The organism is Salimicrobium salexigens, from assembly GCF_900156705.1.
GTDB lineage: Bacteria > Bacillota > Bacilli > Bacillales > Halobacillaceae > Salimicrobium > Salimicrobium album.
In genome coordinates this window covers 101,714-118,937 of record NZ_FTOK01000002.1, presented here as the reverse complement: position 1 = coordinate 118,937, position 17,224 = coordinate 101,714, and the positions used below count along the sequence as shown (strand labels likewise).

Sequence of the window (17,224 nt, the reverse complement as noted above, 5' to 3'; positions counted from 1 at the left end):
CCTCACTTCAATCTGCTGACTATATAAAAAATTAAAGACAAAATAATACTTACGACGATTGACGTCATTATCGGAAAATAAAAAGTCGTATTTCCCTTCTTAAAAATCAGATCTCCCGGAAGTTTACCGATAAAGGCTCCGATGATTCCAAACAAAAGAAAAACGATGCCGATAATGATGAAGATTTTACTGAGCTCATTCATGATCCCCCGGGCATCTCCCGGTCAAAGTGCGTGTAAGTTTTAGGAGTAGCCGTCCGGCCCCTCGGCGTTCTCTGTATGTACCCTTTCTGCAACAGGAAAGGTTCATACACATCTTCGATAGTCTGAGATTCTTCCCCGATGGTGGCCGCCATCGTATCAACACCGACAGGCCCCCCGCGGAAAGAATCCATCAGCGCAAGAAGAAGCTTGTGATCGATATGATCCAGCCCGTCTTCATCCACCTGCAGCATACCGAGCGCTTCACGGGCAGTGGCAAGAGAAATTTCCCGTTCTCCTTTTACCTGGGCTATATCCCGTACGCGTTTCAGCAGACGGTTGGCAATCCTCGGTGTGCCCCGGGAGCGGCTGGCTATTTCGTCCGAGGCTTCTTCATCTATCGATACATTGAAAATTTCTGCCGTTCTTCTGATGATGTCGGAAAGAGCTTCGTTCGAATAGAATTCAAGTCGGCCGTGCACCCCGAACCGGTCACGGAGCGGAGCCGACAGCAGCCCTGCCCTGGTGGTGGCTCCCACGAGAGTGAACGGAGGCAGATCGAGACGGACGGATCTCGCGCTCGGACCGTTGCCGACCACAATATCAAGACAGAAGTCTTCCATTGCCGGGTACAGAACCTCTTCCACGGAACGCGGAAGGCGATGAATTTCGTCGATAAAAAGCACATCCCCCGCCTCAAGCGAAGAAAGGATGGCCGCAAGATCTCCGGCTCTTTCTACAGCCGGACCGGAAGTTGTCCGAAACTGTACTTCCATTTCGTTGGCGATTATGGAGGCAAGCGTTGTTTTACCAAGGCCCGGCGGCCCATAAAGCAACGTATGATCCAAAGGTTCTTCCCTCATTTTCGCAGCCTCTATAAATATACTGAGATTGTGTTTCGTTTTTTCCTGACCGATATATTGGGAGAGAAGTTCAGGTCTTAAACTTTGTTCGATTTCATCTTCTCTCCCCTGCTGTTCCCCGGAAATGATTCGATCTTCCATAGGATGTTGCTCCTTTCTATGTCTTCAGTAGTAACTGCAGTCCCTGTCTTACGTAATCATCCACCCGGTCCGCCTCCATCGTCTGAAGCTCGGGTTTTATCGACCTTAGTTCCTTATCCGAATAACCCAGAGCTTCCAGTGCCTCCAGTGCTTCCGCAATAAGCGACTGATCGGCTCTTGCTTTGGTATAGAAGATAGTCGCTTCATTTTCTTCCTCGGGCAGCCAGTCGACCAGTTTCCCTTTCAGATCCAGAATCATCTGTCTGGCGGTTTTCTTCCCGACCCCCGGAAATTTAGTCAGATATTTATCATCTTCCCGTTCAATGGCACTGATGAAATCCGATACGCTCACTCCGCCAAGAATGGCCAGCGCCCCCTTGGGACCGATTCCCGAAACGCTGAGCAGCCTGGCAAACAGACGTTTATCCTCTTTTTTCGGGAAGCCGAAAAGAATTTGAGCGTCTTCCCGCACATGATGGTATGTATATATTTTCACTTCTTCCCCGAGTTTCGTTTCAAAATAAAAAGGGTTGGCACAATAAACTTCATAGCCAAGACCTTGTACTTCCACATTAATGGTTTCTTCTTCTACCGCTGTCAATGTACCCTTAACGTATGCAATCATTCATTTCGCTCCATTCCTGCGTTGTCCCTGATATTATAACATACATACACACGTTCGTATCAGGAAAAGTGATGGCGTTGCCTCTATGATATTTCTATATAAAAAGAGTGGTTTCCTTTAAATGTAAAGAAAACCACTCTTTCCAACGACGAATTCAGGTCAGCTTCTCCAGTACTTCCTGATCGGCGTCAAGGTTATGCCAAATATCCTGAACGTCGTCATTATCTTCGAGCATATCAATGAGCTTAAGCATTTGTTCCACAGTCTCTTCCTCCTCCAGAGGGGTGTAAGTCTGAGGAATCATAGTCACTTCAGCTGTCTGCACAGGATAAGCTTCCAGCGCGTGTTTTACATTTTGAAAATTTTCGGGTTCCGTGTATATTTCAAAAAAGTCATCCGTAGTCTCAAGCTCATCTGCACCAGCTTCGATCGCTTCAAGCATAATATCATCCTCTTCCACTTCCGTGGCGGAGCGGTCGATGGTGATGAATCCTTTTCTGTCGAACATGAAGGAAACACACCCGTTTTCCCCCAAATTCCCTCCATGTTTACTGAAGGCGTGACGAACTTCGGGAGCCGTTCTGTTTTTGTTGTCTGTCAGTACGTTGACCATGACGGCGACCCCGCCGGGACCATATCCTTCATACACGACGTCTTCATATTCATTTCCGCCGACATCGCCTTTAGCCTTTTTCACGGCTCTGTCGATATTGTCCTTCGGCATATTATTCGATCTGGCTTTTTCTATAGCTAACCGCAAATCCGGGTTCATCTCCGGATCCGGATCTCCCTGTTTTGCAGCAACGAAGATTTGGCGAGCCAGCTTCTGGAAAAGTTTTCCCCGTTTCGCATCCTGTGCACCTTTACGATGTTTAATGTTACTCCATTTTGAATGACCGGCCATGGTGCATTCTCCTCTCCAAATCAAGTTTTTTCCTTTAATAACTATATCAAAATTCATTCCACTGTCAAAACTGTACACTTCTTCATTAAAAAACGTGCCTCGGAAGGCACGTTTTACTTCATTACGGGAGAAAAAGTTTCAATTTCATAACTTGGATACGTGCCGAGGACTTTAAGTCTGCAGCCAAGTGCTTCCAGTTCCTGCTGTACTCCCGGGAAGAGTACCTGATCATACGGCTGGTCCACGTCCACAAGGAAGAAATAATTGCCGAGACCCGTCTTCATAGGGCGTGACTCGATCTTCGACAGGTTCATCTTTCTCCAGGCAAAAGCAGCGAGAACCTGATGAAGTGCTCCAACGTAGTCCTGAGGGAGAGTAACCATTACGGTAGTTTTGTGTTTTTTCACAGGCTGATCTTTCACTTTCAACGTTTTCGGCTCTTTTTGCACTACGGCGAACCTGGTGTGATTGTTGTCATAATCATGAATGTTACCTTCCAGGATGTTCAGCCCGTTCATTTCGGCAGCCAGATGGTTACCGATAGCCGCTGCGTGCACACCTTTTTCCCTGACGATTTCGGCTGCCCGCCCCGTAGAAGCAGTATAATGGATTGCCGCTTCCGGATAATGTTTGTGTAAATACTGATGGCACTGGGCAATCGCATGACTGTGAGAATGAATTTCGGTTATGTCATGATCGTCATAATCCGGATGCGTCAGCAGGTGCTGGCGTATAGGAACAGTAAGCTCTGCTATGATCGCCTGGTTCACCTGATGAATCAAATAATCGATTGTAAGATGAACGGATCCTTCGATCGCATTTTCGAGCGGGACGACCCCCGTATCGATTTCTCCTGCTTCCACTGCATCGAGACAGGCAGGGATGGTATCAAAGCTTACAAACTCCCCGCCGTCGAACAAAGAATCCACCGCCATTTTCGTAAAAGTACCCTTTGGTCCCAGATACCCTATCTTTTGCGTCTCCATTCTATCACCCCTCCATTGTTAAGCACCGGAACTTAAAACTTCCACATTATCGACGAAGGAAAGTCCCTGCATATCCTGCATCAGACTGTTCATCTCCTCCGTCATTCCTGCCGTATTAAGCGACAGAGTAACGTTCGCTTTTCCCTGGATAGGAATCGTCTGGTGTATCGTGAGTACGTTGCATCCGAACCCGGCAGCTACTGCAAGCAGGTTCGAAAGACTCCCCTTCTGATCTTCCAGGTGAAAAAACAGTGTAACGATCTGTTCTTTTACCATCGTCTGGAATGGGTAAACAGCATCCTTGTATTTATAATAAGCGCTTCGTGATAAATCGACATCGCGGACAGCTTCGTATATGGACTCAGCTTTTCCGCGCTCGAGCATGGCTTTCACATCAAGTGTTTTTTTCATCGCTTCCGGAAGTATATCACTTCGTACCAGATAAAATTTCTCGCTGTAATCTGCCATGACTTCACCCCCGTTAACCGTCTACAAATTCAAATTCAAATTCAAGCAGGCGAATCGTATCACCGTGTTCGGCACCTTTCTTCCGGAGGGCCTCATCCACACCCATGCTGCGCATCTGCTGTGCGAACCGGTTGACAGCCTGATCGTGATCGAAGTTCGTCCGGCGGAAAAGCGACTCTATCTTCTCTCCGTAAAGTACGTAAGCCCCATCATCATCTCTCGTAATATGAAAGGCAGGTGCTTCTTTTTCGTATTTATACAGAACTCTGTTTTCCGTAGTAACTTCCTCTTTCACTTCTTTAGGGATACGGTCGAGTTCATCCGCCACTGCGTAAAGGATTTCGTCCAATCCGCTTCTGGTAATCGCAGAAAGAGGATAGATCCGCAAGTCTTCCTTTTCGGTTTCGGCACGGAATTTTTCCAGATTTTCTTCCGAACCGGGCAAGTCCATTTTATTGGCAATCACTATCTGAGGCCTGTCTTTAAGACTTTCATCATAGGAGGCGAGTTCGTGATTGATAGCTACGTAATCTTCATAAGGATCACGCGCTTCCATCCCCGACATATCTATAACGTGCAGTATTACTCTGGTCCGCTCGATGTGCCTGAGGAACTGATGTCCCAGTCCTACACCTTCGTGCGCCCCTTCGATAAGACCCGGAAGATCGGCCATAACGAAACTGCGTCCATCCTTCGTTTCCACTACACCAAGATTAGGATTCAGGGTAGTGAAGTGATAGTCAGCCACTTTCGGCTTCGCGGCAGTAACAGTGGAAAGGAACGTTGATTTCCCTACGCTTGGAAAACCTACCAGCCCGACATCCGCCAGCAGTTTCAGCTCTAACTGGACGTCGAGTTCCACTCCGAGCGTACCATTCTCGGAAATTTCCGGCGCACGGTTTCTGGCAGTCGCAAATTTGGCATTTCCACGGCCGCCACGTCCTGCTGCAGCAATCACTGCCCGCTGCTTGTGCTCGAGTAAATCTGCTATCAGTTCGCCGGTAGCCGCATTTCGGACGGTAGTGCCCGGAGGTACCGGAACTACAAGATCATCAGCATTTTTCCCGTGTTTCTTCTGATTCATACCGTTTTCGCCGCGTCGAGCCTTGAAGTGACGCTGATAACGAAAGTCCATGAGCGTGTTTAAACCCTCATCCACTTCGAAAACCACGTCTCCGCCCCGGCCGCCGTCTCCGCCTGCAGGACCGCCTCTCGGAACATATTTTTCTCTGCGGTAGGCGACAAGGCCGTTGCCCCCATCTCCCGCTTTTACATATATTTTCACCTGATCGACAAACATATATTTTTCACCTCTTCAATTCAGTCTTTCGCCTATCCCCTTAAGGATACTTTCTTATCAAAACAAACGCTTATCCACAATACCTTCGCAGTATGGAAGCACCTTTCTCCCTGTCCGGGTCGATAAATCAACCTCAGCTTCCGATACGAGAACGGGGCCTGTTCAACCGGCCCCCCCAAACACTTCTCGAAGCAGTTCTTGAGCATGTTTCGTTCGGAAATTGAACTTGATTCACCCATTACCGTGACAGTGAAGAAAACGGCTTTCTTCATCTGCACATTTAAATATTATTAAGAATTATAGCAGAATCAACCTTATGATTCTATGATTCTATGGGGTACAGATACCGGTCGCTGTTCATTACTGATAAAGAAAAAACCACGTCCATGCAAAAAGCACGGCGTGGCTTCATCTTCTTATAGCAATTTACGCTTCTTGTGCTGCAGGGTATACGCTGACTTTTTTACGATCGCGACCGTAACGTTCGAATTTTACAACCCCGTCTGCTTTAGCGAAAAGTGTGTCATCGCCACCGATACCCACGTTTGTACCCGGGTAAATTTTAGTGCCGCGTTGACGGTAAAGAATGGAACCGCTCGTTACTGACTGGCCGTCAGCACGCTTAGCTCCAAGACGCTTACTCTCGGAGTCGCGTCCGTTTTTAGAGCTTCCCTGACCTTTTTTCTGGGAGAAAAATTGCAGATCTAGACGTAGCATGAATTCCACCTCCTTCAGTTTATGATTGTAATATATTGAGAATAATCCTGTTCGATAGTTCTCAGGGAAATAAGCAGCCCCTCCAGGAGGGTCAAAGCTTTTTCCTCTTCTTTATCTTTCCCGGTAAGAATGACTTTAAGGTAGCCACCTTCACCGCCCTGGACTATTTCCGGTTCGCAGCCTGCCACTTCCATCAATGCATTGGCTGCACCGAAAGAAACAGCCGATACTGCAGCACATACAAGATCATGTCCATAAGGACCGCTCTCTGCATGACCGGAAATTTCAAATCCAAGAATACGCTGATCCGCGGAAAGAATTTTTGCTGTAATCATATCTTCAACCCTTACGCGTCGATTTTGTCGATAACGACTTTTGTATAAGGCTGACGATGACCCTGTTTACGCTTGTAGTTCTTCTTCGGCTTGTATTTGAACACGGTAATCTTTTTCTGACGACCATGCTTGGCTACTTTAGCCGTTACGGAAGCACCATCTACAAATGGAGCGCCTACTTTGGAGTTGTCTCCACCGACGAACAATACTTTGTCGAAAGTTACGGACTCACCATCGGCAGCGTCCAGTTTCTCAACGTAGACTTCCTGGCCCTCTTCTACTTTGACCTGTTTTCCACCAGTTTCAATAATTGCGTACATACGTGCACCTCCTCATTAAACTAAGACTCGCCATCCAGGTACCACATTCATGGTTTATGACCTGTCCTGAGCGGTTGTAGCAGTGAAGTGCTACAAGATTAACAAACTAATGTTATCACAACCGGAAACCCCATGTCAATCAATCATCTGAACGACGGCTACTGCTATTACAGGCTCTCTGTAAAGCCCGCAGTAAATTTTACTAAACCGGAAGTATAAAAGCAATGAAAAACGAAAGAAATTACATCCGGAACATTGAAAATCCGTGGCCCCGATCCTCACCCTTATCCATTAAGAATACTCCCGCCATTTCACGAGCACGTTCTTGAGAATCAGGTAAAGAAGCAGGAAGACTATCAGATTAACGAGTAGCGCGGGGCCGAGTCGTTGAAGTATAAACTGCAGAAAATTCCCCTCCGCGACCTCAAGTGCAGAGTAGAACACGTACAAAAGAGTATCTGCGAACGAAACACCCGCAAGAACAAGCAGCGTTACGACCGGGAAATTGGTGTGGAAAAGTTTATTCAGCCCGTGTACGGTATAAACCACTACTGCGTAGACGAGCATATGTACTCCGATTATACCGGTATAGGCTACATCCATAAACAACCCCGCCCCCAGGGCGTACCAGAGCGTCCGGTACGTATCATTGGAATCGTAGAAAAGACTCATAAGAAGAAGGAAGACAAGAGTCCACTGCGGGGTCATAACAGTCTCGCCTCTTATAAGGGAGCCGGAAAAAAGATTGACGACCGTTCCTTCCAGAACGATAAACAGCAGAATAAGGATTGAAAGTTTAACAGTTTTCATGAGTTTTCTTCCTGACTCTCTTTATCGTTCTGATCGGAACGTCTGGCAATAATTACCTGGTTGATCTCATAAAGATCAGCTGCAGGCTCAATATAAGCGGTTTTCGTCAATCCATATTCATCATTCTTCACTTCATCCACCGTGCCGATTTGAAGTCTGCTCGGGAAGACACCGCCAAGGCCGGTGGAGATGACTTTCTCCCCTTTTTTCAGTTTCACGTCAAGGTTTATGCCACCGAGCAGGAGTCGTCCTGACTCTTCATCATAACCCTCTACAAGACCGAACACATTATCTCCATTTTTCTTCACTACCCAGGAAGAGATTTTGTTCGACGTATCGAACCCGCTCAACAATTTCACGGTTGAGTGAAAAGCAGCTGTAGATTGTACTTTTCCGATAAGACCTTCCTTCGTGATTACGGCCATATCTTTCTCGACTCCATGCTTGGAACCACGATTGATCGTAACCTGCTCAAACCATCTTTCCGGACTTCTCGCGATGACGCTTGCCTGAACCGGTGAATATTTCTCAAGACCTTCCGCCCGTTCCATTGTTCCCCGAAGCTCTTCGATTTCTTCTTCCAATTCCTGATTCTCTACAATCAGTCCTTCGTACTCTGCAAGTCTTTCTTTCAGCACTTCGTTCTGTTCGTATACCCGGAGCACATCCTGGAACGTTTCAATGGAGTTATCCACCCACTCCACCGGTGTGTGGATTATGGACTGCAGCACTCCTGTGGTATCGAGTATAAACCTCTCGGGGGCCGAAATATTTTCCCTTTCCCTTATAGAAAAGCCGATCAGTGTTACAAAAATAATAAATGCTACAAGTACCAGTATGAGTATTTTTCTTCTAAAAAATGAAGGCATGGGCTCTCATTCCTAATCTCTTAGACTTTGGTCTGCGACGTTCGGACGGGATTTGAAATGTTTCATATAGTCCAGGGAATGTCCGGTGCCTATAGCTACACAATCCAGAGGCTCATCAGCTATGAAGACGGGCAATCCCGTTTCTTCGCTGAGCACTCTGTCAAACCCTTTGAGCAGGGCACCGCCTCCGGTAAGGACGATTCCCCGTTCCATTATGTCGGCAGCCAGTTCCGGGGGAGTTTTCTCGAGCGTAGCCCGCACGGCTTCACCGATGGAAGAAATCGTTCCGGAGAGCGCCTCCGAAATTTCTTCCGGATACACGGAAATGGTTCTCGGGAAGCCGGTCAGCAGATCTCTGCCTCTGATCTCCATCCCTTCTGTCTCTCCAAGGTTCATAGCTGCACCGATAGTGAATTTAATTTCCTCGGCCGTTCGCTCTCCCACCATCAGGTTATGAGTTTTGCGGATGTAATTTGTGATTGCTGCATCCATTTCATCCCCGGCGATTCTTATGGACTGGCTGGTTACTATACCACCCAGAGAAATAACCGCAACCTCCGTCGTTCCTCCGCCTATGTCGACGATCATACTGCCGGTAGGATCCCACACCGGCAGGCCTGCACCGATGGCTGCCGCAAAAGGTTCTTCGATTGTAAAAGCCTCTTTTGCGCCCGCCTGCTTTGTCGCATCGATGACAGCACGTTCTTCCACCGAAGTGATTCCATAAGGAACACATATTATTACATTGGGCTTGCCCGCAAACGACGAACCGTTTTTCAAAGACTTCTGCATATAATACTTCACCATCTCTGTGGTCGTTTCGTAATCTGCGATCACCCCGTCCCTCATCGGTCGTATAACTTTTATATTTTCAGGGGTCCGGCCTATCATGACGTACGCTTCCTGCCCGACCGCTTCTATAGTGCCGGTCCTTATATTTCTAGCTACTACGGAAGGTTCACGCATCACTACTCCTTTGTCTTTCATAAAAACGAGAGTATTAGCCGTGCCGAGATCAATACCTATATCTTTGGAAAGTCCAAAAAAACCCAATACTATCTTCCTTTCTGTAACACCATGGATAAGAACAAGCGCCAGATGTAAGGGAACCTTACATTATGGCGCTTCTCGTTTCACGCTTATTTAATTATAAGAGAAATCGAATAAAATAGATAGAGGTTGGCGGTTATAGATAGCCTTTTTCTTTTAAAGAAATAAACGTGCCATCTCCTATTATTAAGTGATCAAGCATTTCTATTCCGATGATTTTACCACACTCAGCTATCCGTTTGGTTACCTGTATATCTTCTCTTGAAGGTGCAGGATCGCCGGAGGGGTGGTTGTGTACGCATACAATAGAAGCAGCCGATCTCTTCACCGCTTCTTTGAATACCTCCCGCGGGTGAACTATGGAGCTGTTGAGGCTCCCGACGAATACCGTTCGCCTGGCCAGGACGCGGTTTTTGACATCGAGAAAAAGGGCTACGAAATGTTCCTGTTTTAAATGTTTCATTTCTTCCATTACATATTCTGCTCCATCTTCCGGACTCCGGATCAGATAACCTTCCTCCCTTTTTTCACGGTACACTCTTTTCCCCAACTCGATAGCTGCGATGACCTGCATCGCTTTCGCAGCCCCAATGCCCCTGATAGCCGTCAGATCTTCCACAGTCGCTTCCCGGAGTCCGTCCACACCCTGCAGAGACACGAGAATTTCTCTTGAAAGACTTTCTATCGGCATCCCTTTTGTTCCTTTGGAAAGCAGCACAACCAGCAGTTCTCTTACTGTCAGTCTTTCTGCTCCGTACATAAGCATCTTTTCTCTTGACCCCTGTTCTCTCGTATGAATAACTTTTTCCAAATCAGTTCTCCTTTAGGACAATTCTTATCCGTGCACGGCTAAGTATCGTCATTATACCCGAGCGTGCACTTTCAGAAAAAGAACCGTAAATGAAATAAGCCGAAGCCTATTCCGGAAAAATTGAAAAAAGATCAGAGGAAATGACTATTATTTCACCGGCAGGCAGAGGATATACAAAACTTATCTACATTGAGCTTTTTATCAAGATTTATTTGAATACGACCAGCAACTTCCATGTATGTGGCTCAGAAATGTCCAAGGTACCATTCTATTAATGGTGTTCCGTAAAAGTTGGTCACACAGGCACCCGTCAGAATAAAAGGAGCAAACGGTACAGGCTGTCTGCCGGAAATCACTTTCGTTATAATCAGCAATCCGCCTGTAAGCGCTCCAAGTAAAGAGGACAACAGGAATATAAGGAAAAGTTTCTCCACGCCCATCATGAATCCGAGCAGACCGAATAATTTCATGTCGCCTCCGCCCATCCCCCCTCTGCTGAGGAGAATGATCCCGGCCGTAACACCTGCACCGACACCTCCACCTATTACCTGCGACCAGTATGAGACGGGAGGGTCTATGAGGAAATAAAGCATGCAGCAGAGAAAGAATGTAATCAGAACGGAGGAGGGAAGTATCATACTGGTTAAATCCGAAACGATGAAAATGTGCGTGAGAGCACCGAGTAAGAGGGAATAAATAAGAGAGGGAGTGAAACCGTGGTACAGGAAGGCGAAAGAGAAGTACACACCTGAGAAAAGCTCCATGGCAGGATACATCAGGGAAATATGAACCCGGCAGCCGCTGCATTTCCCCCGTAAAAATAGCCAGGACAACAGCGGTATCAATTCATACCAATGCAGATTTTTACAGCAATGCGGGCAGTAGGAACGTGAGTGCGCCAACAGCGACTTTGCGGGGGTACGCAATCCGACTACATTAAAAAATGATCCGAAAACCAGACCGAAAACGAAAAAGACAGCCGTCATGTATTCACCTTTCTTCCATCTGTATTCAGCATCCTGAGCATTTTTGAATGAATTTTCAAAAATTTCAAGCGCTATACCCAGTATAAGGAACCTTCCGTTACTCGTCCACTGTTATATGAATGAACCGGGGCAAGATTCATCTCCCACCCCGGTTCTTCCTTACGTATACATTTTCCTTACTTCCGATATAAAATAAAGCGAGCCGGTCCAGAGAATCACATCCCCGGCATCCGCCGAATTCAGTACACTCCGGTACGCCACTTCCGGATTCATAAAGTAGGGAAAGTCGCTATTCATATTAAGATAATCTTCTTTCTTCAATGATTTCGGAAAATCGAAAGAAACGGTGGCAATGGAAGCAGCTATTTTCTTCAGCATCCCGAGCATTTCTGCAGCCGGTTTCCCTTCAACGGCTCCGTATATAACATGCACGTTACTATCTTTGTACAGATTTTCCATCGTTTCCACCAGAGCTTCTGTTCCTTCGTAATTATGGGCACCATCGAGAAGCGTCAATGGGTTCCGGGAGATGATTTCCATTCTTCCGGGCCAGGTCATTTCTTTCAACGCTTTCCCGTAAAGAACGCGGCTTATTTTCCATCCGAACTCCTTCAACACTTCCATCGACGTAACGGCGAGAGCTGCATTTCTTTTCTGGTGCGCTCCGAGCATCGACAGCTCATACGTATCTTCATGCCGGAATCTATATATAAACTGCTGCTCCGCTTCTTTCTGCCCAACAGAGAAATCCTTTTCCAGTTCATATAAAGGTGCATGCAGCTTCCGTGAGGTTTCTTTAATTACTTTTTTCGCCTCCTGATGCCTCACTCCGCTGATTACAGGGACGTGACTTTTAACGATTCCTGCTTTCTGAGCGGCAATTTCCCCGTAACTGTGCCCAAGTATATCCTGATGATCCAAGCCGATATTCGTAATCACAGACAGAAGAGGGGCTACAATGTTCGTCGAATCGTAAAGCCCTCCGAGACCTGTTTCAATAATAGCTATGTCGACATTTTTTTCCTGAAAGTATAAAAAGCTCATAATCGTTATAACTTCGAACTCTGTAGGTTCCCCTCCCGGCAAAGAGGCCGCCTCTTCCACAAGCGGTTTCACTTTATATATAAGACGGATCAGTTCCTCATCGTCGATCGCTTCTTCGTTCAGACTTATTCTTTCATTAAAATGAGTGATATAGGGAGAAGTGAACGTACCTACGGAATACCCCTGTTCCATTAATAGATATTTCAAAAACGATGTCGTCGATCCTTTCCCGTTTGTTCCTGCTATGTGGACGACCGGCACGGCTTTCTCAGGGTGCCCCAGTTTCTCAGCCAGCCATTCCATCCTTTCCAGTCCGGGCTTGATTTTGAACTTGCTCCGTCCATGGATCCATTCCAGTGCTTCTTCTTTATTCATTTTTACACCTCACCTGCAACCGTGTAACTTTTCATGAAAAAAGGCACCTGCCTGGCGGTGCCCTTTTCCCTTCTAAGCTTTAAGTTCTTCGATACGCGCTTCCACTTTGGCACGCTTATCCAGATAGTCCGCTTCTTTTTCTTTCTCGGCTTCCACTACGTGAGCCGGAGCTTTGGAAACGAATTTCTCGTTGGCCAGCTTCCCTTGCACACGTTTCACTTCTTCTTCCCACTTTTTCCGTTCTTTCTCGAGACGGGCAATTTCGTCCTCTATATTCATCAGGCCTTCGAGAGGAAGGTAAAGAGAGGCGCCTGTAACGACAGCAGACATTGCCTTACCGGGAGCTTCGACTTCAGTATCGATTGTAAGCTCGCTCGGATTACAGAATTTCTCCAGATAATCGCGGTTCATTTCAAGCTCTCCGACGACTTCCCGGCTCTCCGCCTGAATAAGCAATTTTATCTGTTTCGACATTGGAGTGTCCACTTCCGCGCGAATGTTACGCACAGCCCGGATGATGGATACGAGCCTCTCCATTTCTGTAACAGCCTGACGATTATTTAATGATTCATCAGCCTGCGGCCATTCACTCACCGTGATGGAAGGTCCTTCATGAGGAAGGTGCTGCCAGATCTCTTCCGTAATAAAAGGCATGAATGGATGGAGCATGCGCATAATACGGTCAAGTGTATAGGCCAGGACCGAACGGGTGGTGTGGATCCGCTCTTCATTCTCACTGTAGAGAGGTAGTTTGGCCATTTCGATATACCAGTCGCAGAAATCATCCCAGATAAAGTTGTAAAGATGACGCCCTGCTTCACCGAAATCGTACCCGTCCACGTTTTTCGTCACCTTTTCGATGGTTTCGTTGAGTCTGGTCAAAATCCATTCGTCCGCAACTGTCCTGTTTTTCGTAATATCGATGTCCTCTACGCACAAGTCACCCATATTCATCAGTGCAAAGCGTGAAGCGTTCCATATTTTATTCGCAAAGTTCCAGGTGGACTCCACTTTTTCCCAGGTGAAACGCATATCCTGTCCCGGGGAAGAGCTGGTGGAAAGGAGGTAACGGAGTGAATCCGCTCCATACTTATCAATAACATCCATCGGGTCCACGCCGTTTCCGAGAGATTTACTCATTTTACGTCCTTCTCCGTCACGGACCAGACCGTGGATAAGGACATCTTCAAACGGACGGCGGTCCGTGAACTCGATCGACTGGAAAATCATGCGGCTGACCCAGAAGAAAATGATGTCATAACCGGTTACGAGGGCATTCGTAGGGAAATAGCGCTTAAAGTCCTCGCTCTCTTCATCCGGCCAGCCCATAGTGGAAAAAGGCCACAACGCAGAAGAAAACCATGTATCAAGGACATCCGCGTCCTGCTCCCATTCTCCTTCATTCTCCGGAGCTTCTTTCCCTACATAAATTTCCCCGGTCTCTTTATGGTACCATGCGGGAATCCGGTGTCCCCACCACAGCTGACGGGAAATACACCAGTCTCTGATATTCTCCATCCAGTTCAGATACGTTTTTTCAAACCGCTCCGGTACGAAGTTGACTTTATCCTCCGTTTTTTGCTGTGCCACTGCGGCTTCTGCGAGCGGTCCCATGTCGACGAACCACTGTGTGGATAAATAAGGTTCCACGACAGCACCGCTCCGCTCGGAGTGACCGACCGAATGCATATGCTCTTCAATTTCAGTCAACACACCCTGCTCCTGCAGATCTTTCACCAGCTGTTTCCGGCAGTCGAACCGGTCCATCCCTTCATAGACTCCGGCATTTTCGTTCATCGTCCCGTCTTCATTCATAACCAGAACGCGTTCGAGGTTATGACGGTTGCCGATTTCAAAATCATTCGGATCGTGGGCAGGGGTGATCTTAACAGCTCCGGAACCGAACTCTCTGTCTACATAATCGTCAGCGACAATCTCCAGTTCCCTTCCGATGATCGGTAGGATCGCTTTCTTCCCGATAAGGTGCACGTACCGCTCATCTTCAGGGTGTACAGCGATAGCCGTATCGCCAAGCATCGTTTCCGGTCGTGTCGTAGCAATGGAAATCGATCCCTCTTTGTCCTTCAACGGATAGCTCATGTGATAGAAAGCTCCCAGCACCTCTTTATATTCAACCTCTATATCGGACAAAGCCGTCTGGGTGGCAGGATCCCAGTTGATGATATACTCTCCCCTGTAAATCAGATCCTTTTCATAGAGACGTACAAACACTTCCTTCACCGCATCCGAAAGTCCGCTGTCCAGGGTGAAACGCTCACGGGAGTAATCGAGACCAAGTCCCATCTTTTCCCACTGGGACCGGATAAAATCAGCATACTCCCCCTTCCATTCCCAGGACTTCTCGAGAAACTTTTCCCGGCCGAGATCGTAGCGGGAAGTACCCTGTTCTTTCAGTTTCGCTTCCACTTTTGCCTGGGTGGCTATTCCGGCGTGGTCCATTCCGGGCAGCCATAAAACATCATAGCCCTGCATTCTTTTCACCCGGGTGATAATATCCTGCAGCGTCGTGTCCCAGGCGTGCCCAAGGTGTAATTTACCGGTAACGTTCGGCGGTGGAATTACGACTGTATACGGTTCCTTTTCCCCCGTTCCTTCCGCTTCGAAGTATTTTCCTTCGAGCCAGAACTGATAGCGGTCTTTCTCCACTTCCGTCGGGTCATATTTAGTCGACATTTCAATATCTTTCATTATTCATCCTCCTCTTGTCCATACAAAAGACCCTTTCCTCCAGCTAAGGACGAAAGGGTCTTTTCCGTGGTACCACCTTAATTTACAGATATATTCTGTACACTTCGTTCGGATATAACGGTCCGCGTCCGGCTTTTCCTACTGAATCAAGTTCAGAAAAGCTGCTAATAGAGCTACCTTCTGTCTACAGTGGTTTAGAAAACTTTCAGCGTTTGTTTTCCTCTCTTAAAACGTATAAGACGTACTCTTCTCCATCATGGCAATTTCTTTATCCTTTTTCTCTTTTAATTGTATAGAACAGCTTCCATGCCGTCAACGAAAATATCCATGGACCGGGCCGACTTCTGATTCACATCCACTCTGCTACAATAAACGGGGCAGCCTCCACAGAGACTGCCCCGATCAAATGATTATAATGTTTTGAATACCTTTTTCACTGCGCTGATCGTCTTCTCAATGTCCTCGTCCGTGTGGGCCGCTGATAAAAAGAGGCCTTCGAACTGGGAAGGAGGAAGGAAAATACCTTCTTCGATCATCCCGCGGTAATACTTCGCAAAACGTTCCGTATCGGAATTACCCGCTGTTTCAAAATTAGTGACAGCGTTATCGTTGAAAAATACTCCAACCATAGAACCGGCACGGTTGATGGCAAGCGGTATATCGTTTTCGTCCGCCGCCTCACGGAAACCTTCGACCAGACGATCCACTTTCTGTTCGATCGTTCCGTAGGCCTCTTCAGTCATTTGACGAAGTGTCTCATAACCGGCCGTCATCGCAAGCGGGTTACCGGAGAGCGTACCTGCCTGATATACTTTTCCGACAGGAGCTATCGTTTCCATGATTTCACGTTTACCTCCATAAGCCCCGACCGGCAGGCCGCCGCCGATCACTTTTCCGAGACAGGTCATATCCGGTGTTACACCGAAGTGTCCCTGAGCACTATTATAACCTACGCGGAAACCGCTCATGACTTCGTCGAAGATAAGCACTGTTCCATGCTCCTCCGTAATTTCACGCAGCCCCTGGAGGAAACCATTCTCCGGCGGTACGACTCCCATATTGCCGGACACAGGTTCCACGATTACAGCGGCAAGTTCGTCCCCGTACTGTTCGAATGCATAACGCACGCTTTCAAGATCGTTGTACGGAACGGTAATCGTATTTTCGGCTACGGATTTAGGAACTCCGGGGGAATCAGGAAGGCCGAGAGTCGCTACCCCCGAACCCGCCTTAATCAATAAGGAATCTCCGTGACCATGGTAGTTCCCTTCGAATTTAAGTATTTTATCTCTACCCGTATAACCTCTCGCCGCTCGCAGAGCACTCATCGTAGCTTCTGTGCCGGAGTTGACCATACGCATCATCTCAATGGAAGGTACCCGGTCGATGACCAGCTCTGCAAGCTTGTTCTCAATAACCGTGGGAGTACCGAAACTGGTACCTTTCGCAACCATCTTCTGCAGTTCGTTCACTACCCGCTCGTTGGCGTGGCCGAGAATCAGAGGGCCCCAGCTGAGTACATAATCGATATATTCATTACCATCAATATCGGTAATTTTAGACCCTTTCCCTTCTTCCATGAACAGGGCGTCCATGTTCACGGAATTAAAGGCACGTACAGGAGAGTTGACCCCTCCCGGCATTATCTCTTTCGCTGTTTTGAATTCAGAAATAGAGTTATCAAACTTTTTCATTATGACACCTTCCTTCA

The 17,224-nt window shown here is 47.3% G+C and carries 18 protein-coding genes and 2 other annotated features; all 18 genes read right to left on the bottom strand.

The window, feature by feature from the left end:
• Positions 1-2 precede the first annotated feature (2 nt).
• The 18 genes from BW931_RS02815 to hemL all read right to left on the bottom strand — a co-directional run bounded on the left by BW931_RS02815 (position 3) and on the right by hemL (position 17,207).
• Positions 3-203, bottom strand: a complete 201-nt coding sequence (locus BW931_RS02815) for a DUF2905 domain-containing protein (RefSeq protein ID WP_076569807.1) — start codon at positions 201-203, stop codon at positions 3-5.
• Entirely contained in the window at positions 200-1,204 is a 1,005-nt protein-coding gene (gene ruvB / locus BW931_RS02810) for a Holliday junction branch migration DNA helicase RuvB (RefSeq protein WP_076569805.1), read from the bottom strand. Before ruvB ends, BW931_RS02815 begins: the two co-directional genes overlap by 4 nt.
• A 16-nt stretch (positions 1,205-1,220) precedes the next feature.
• Positions 1,221-1,829 (bottom strand): Holliday junction branch migration protein RuvA, encoded by a 609-nt coding sequence (gene ruvA, locus BW931_RS02805; protein WP_076569803.1) that lies wholly within the window; start codon positions 1,827-1,829, stop codon positions 1,221-1,223.
• A 154-nt stretch (positions 1,830-1,983) separates the two neighbouring features.
• Positions 1,984-2,733 carry a YebC/PmpR family DNA-binding transcriptional regulator gene (locus tag BW931_RS02800; RefSeq protein ID WP_008588667.1) on the bottom strand — a complete coding sequence of 250 codons (750 nt, stop codon included), beginning with the start codon at positions 2,731-2,733 and terminating at the stop codon, positions 1,984-1,986.
• A 113-nt stretch (positions 2,734-2,846) separates the two neighbouring features.
• Positions 2,847-3,719: a prephenate dehydratase gene (pheA, locus tag BW931_RS02795; protein ID WP_076569802.1), complete on the bottom strand. Its 873-nt coding sequence runs from the start codon at positions 3,717-3,719 to the stop codon at positions 2,847-2,849.
• Between the two features lie 18 nt (positions 3,720-3,737).
• Positions 3,738-4,187: an ACT domain-containing protein gene (locus BW931_RS02790; RefSeq protein ID WP_076569800.1), complete on the bottom strand. Its 450-nt coding sequence runs from the start codon at positions 4,185-4,187 to the stop codon at positions 3,738-3,740.
• Positions 4,188-4,200: 13 nt separating this feature from the next.
• Positions 4,201-5,487: a GTPase ObgE gene (gene obgE / locus BW931_RS02785; protein WP_076569798.1), complete on the bottom strand. Its 1,287-nt coding sequence runs from the start codon at positions 5,485-5,487 to the stop codon at positions 4,201-4,203.
• A gap of 426 nt (positions 5,488-5,913) precedes the next feature.
• Positions 5,914-6,204, bottom strand: a complete 291-nt coding sequence (gene rpmA, locus BW931_RS02780; protein ID WP_008588663.1) for a 50S ribosomal protein L27 — start codon at positions 6,202-6,204, stop codon at positions 5,914-5,916.
• 14 nt (positions 6,205-6,218) lie between these two features.
• Positions 6,219-6,539, bottom strand: coding sequence for a ribosomal-processing cysteine protease Prp (locus BW931_RS02775; protein ID WP_008588662.1), 321 nt, complete (start codon positions 6,537-6,539; stop codon positions 6,219-6,221).
• An 11-nt stretch (positions 6,540-6,550) separates the two neighbouring features.
• Positions 6,551-6,859, bottom strand: a complete 309-nt coding sequence (gene rplU / locus BW931_RS02770) for a 50S ribosomal protein L21 (RefSeq protein WP_076569796.1) — start codon at positions 6,857-6,859, stop codon at positions 6,551-6,553.
• 13 nt (positions 6,860-6,872) lie between these two features.
• Positions 6,873-6,945, bottom strand: a sequence feature (ribosomal protein L21 leader region).
• A 205-nt stretch (positions 6,946-7,150) separates the two neighbouring features.
• A complete protein-coding gene (gene mreD / locus BW931_RS02765; RefSeq protein WP_076569795.1) occupies positions 7,151-7,669 on the bottom strand; it encodes a rod shape-determining protein MreD in 519 nt (172 codons plus the stop codon).
• Positions 7,666-8,538: a rod shape-determining protein MreC gene (gene mreC / locus BW931_RS02760; RefSeq protein WP_076569793.1), complete on the bottom strand. Its 873-nt coding sequence runs from the start codon at positions 8,536-8,538 to the stop codon at positions 7,666-7,668. Before mreC ends, mreD begins: the two co-directional genes overlap by 4 nt.
• Positions 8,539-8,550: 12 nt before the next feature.
• Positions 8,551-9,591, bottom strand: a complete 1,041-nt coding sequence (locus BW931_RS02755; RefSeq protein ID WP_076569792.1) for a rod shape-determining protein — start codon at positions 9,589-9,591, stop codon at positions 8,551-8,553.
• Between the two features lie 133 nt (positions 9,592-9,724).
• Positions 9,725-10,354, bottom strand: a complete 630-nt coding sequence (radC, locus tag BW931_RS02750) for a RadC family protein (protein WP_143541857.1) — start codon at positions 10,352-10,354, stop codon at positions 9,725-9,727.
• A gap of 290 nt (positions 10,355-10,644) precedes the next feature.
• On the bottom strand, positions 10,645-11,385 hold the full coding sequence (locus tag BW931_RS02745; RefSeq protein WP_076569789.1) for a prepilin peptidase: 741 nt from the start codon (positions 11,383-11,385) through the stop codon (positions 10,645-10,647).
• Positions 11,386-11,544: 159 nt separating this feature from the next.
• Positions 11,545-12,804 carry a bifunctional folylpolyglutamate synthase/dihydrofolate synthase gene (locus BW931_RS02740; protein WP_076569787.1) on the bottom strand — a complete coding sequence of 420 codons (1,260 nt, stop codon included), beginning with the start codon at positions 12,802-12,804 and terminating at the stop codon, positions 11,545-11,547.
• A 72-nt stretch (positions 12,805-12,876) separates the two neighbouring features.
• A complete protein-coding gene (locus tag BW931_RS02735) occupies positions 12,877-15,513 on the bottom strand; it encodes a valine--tRNA ligase (RefSeq protein ID WP_076569786.1) in 2,637 nt (878 codons plus the stop codon).
• 42 nt (positions 15,514-15,555) lie between these two features.
• Positions 15,556-15,780 (bottom strand) — a binding site (T-box leader).
• Between the two features lie 143 nt (positions 15,781-15,923).
• The gene (hemL, locus tag BW931_RS02730) at positions 15,924-17,207 is read right to left on the bottom strand and encodes a glutamate-1-semialdehyde 2,1-aminomutase (RefSeq protein ID WP_076569784.1); all 1,284 of its coding nucleotides are present in this window, start codon (positions 17,205-17,207) and stop codon (positions 15,924-15,926) included.
• Positions 17,208-17,224 lie beyond the last annotated feature (17 nt).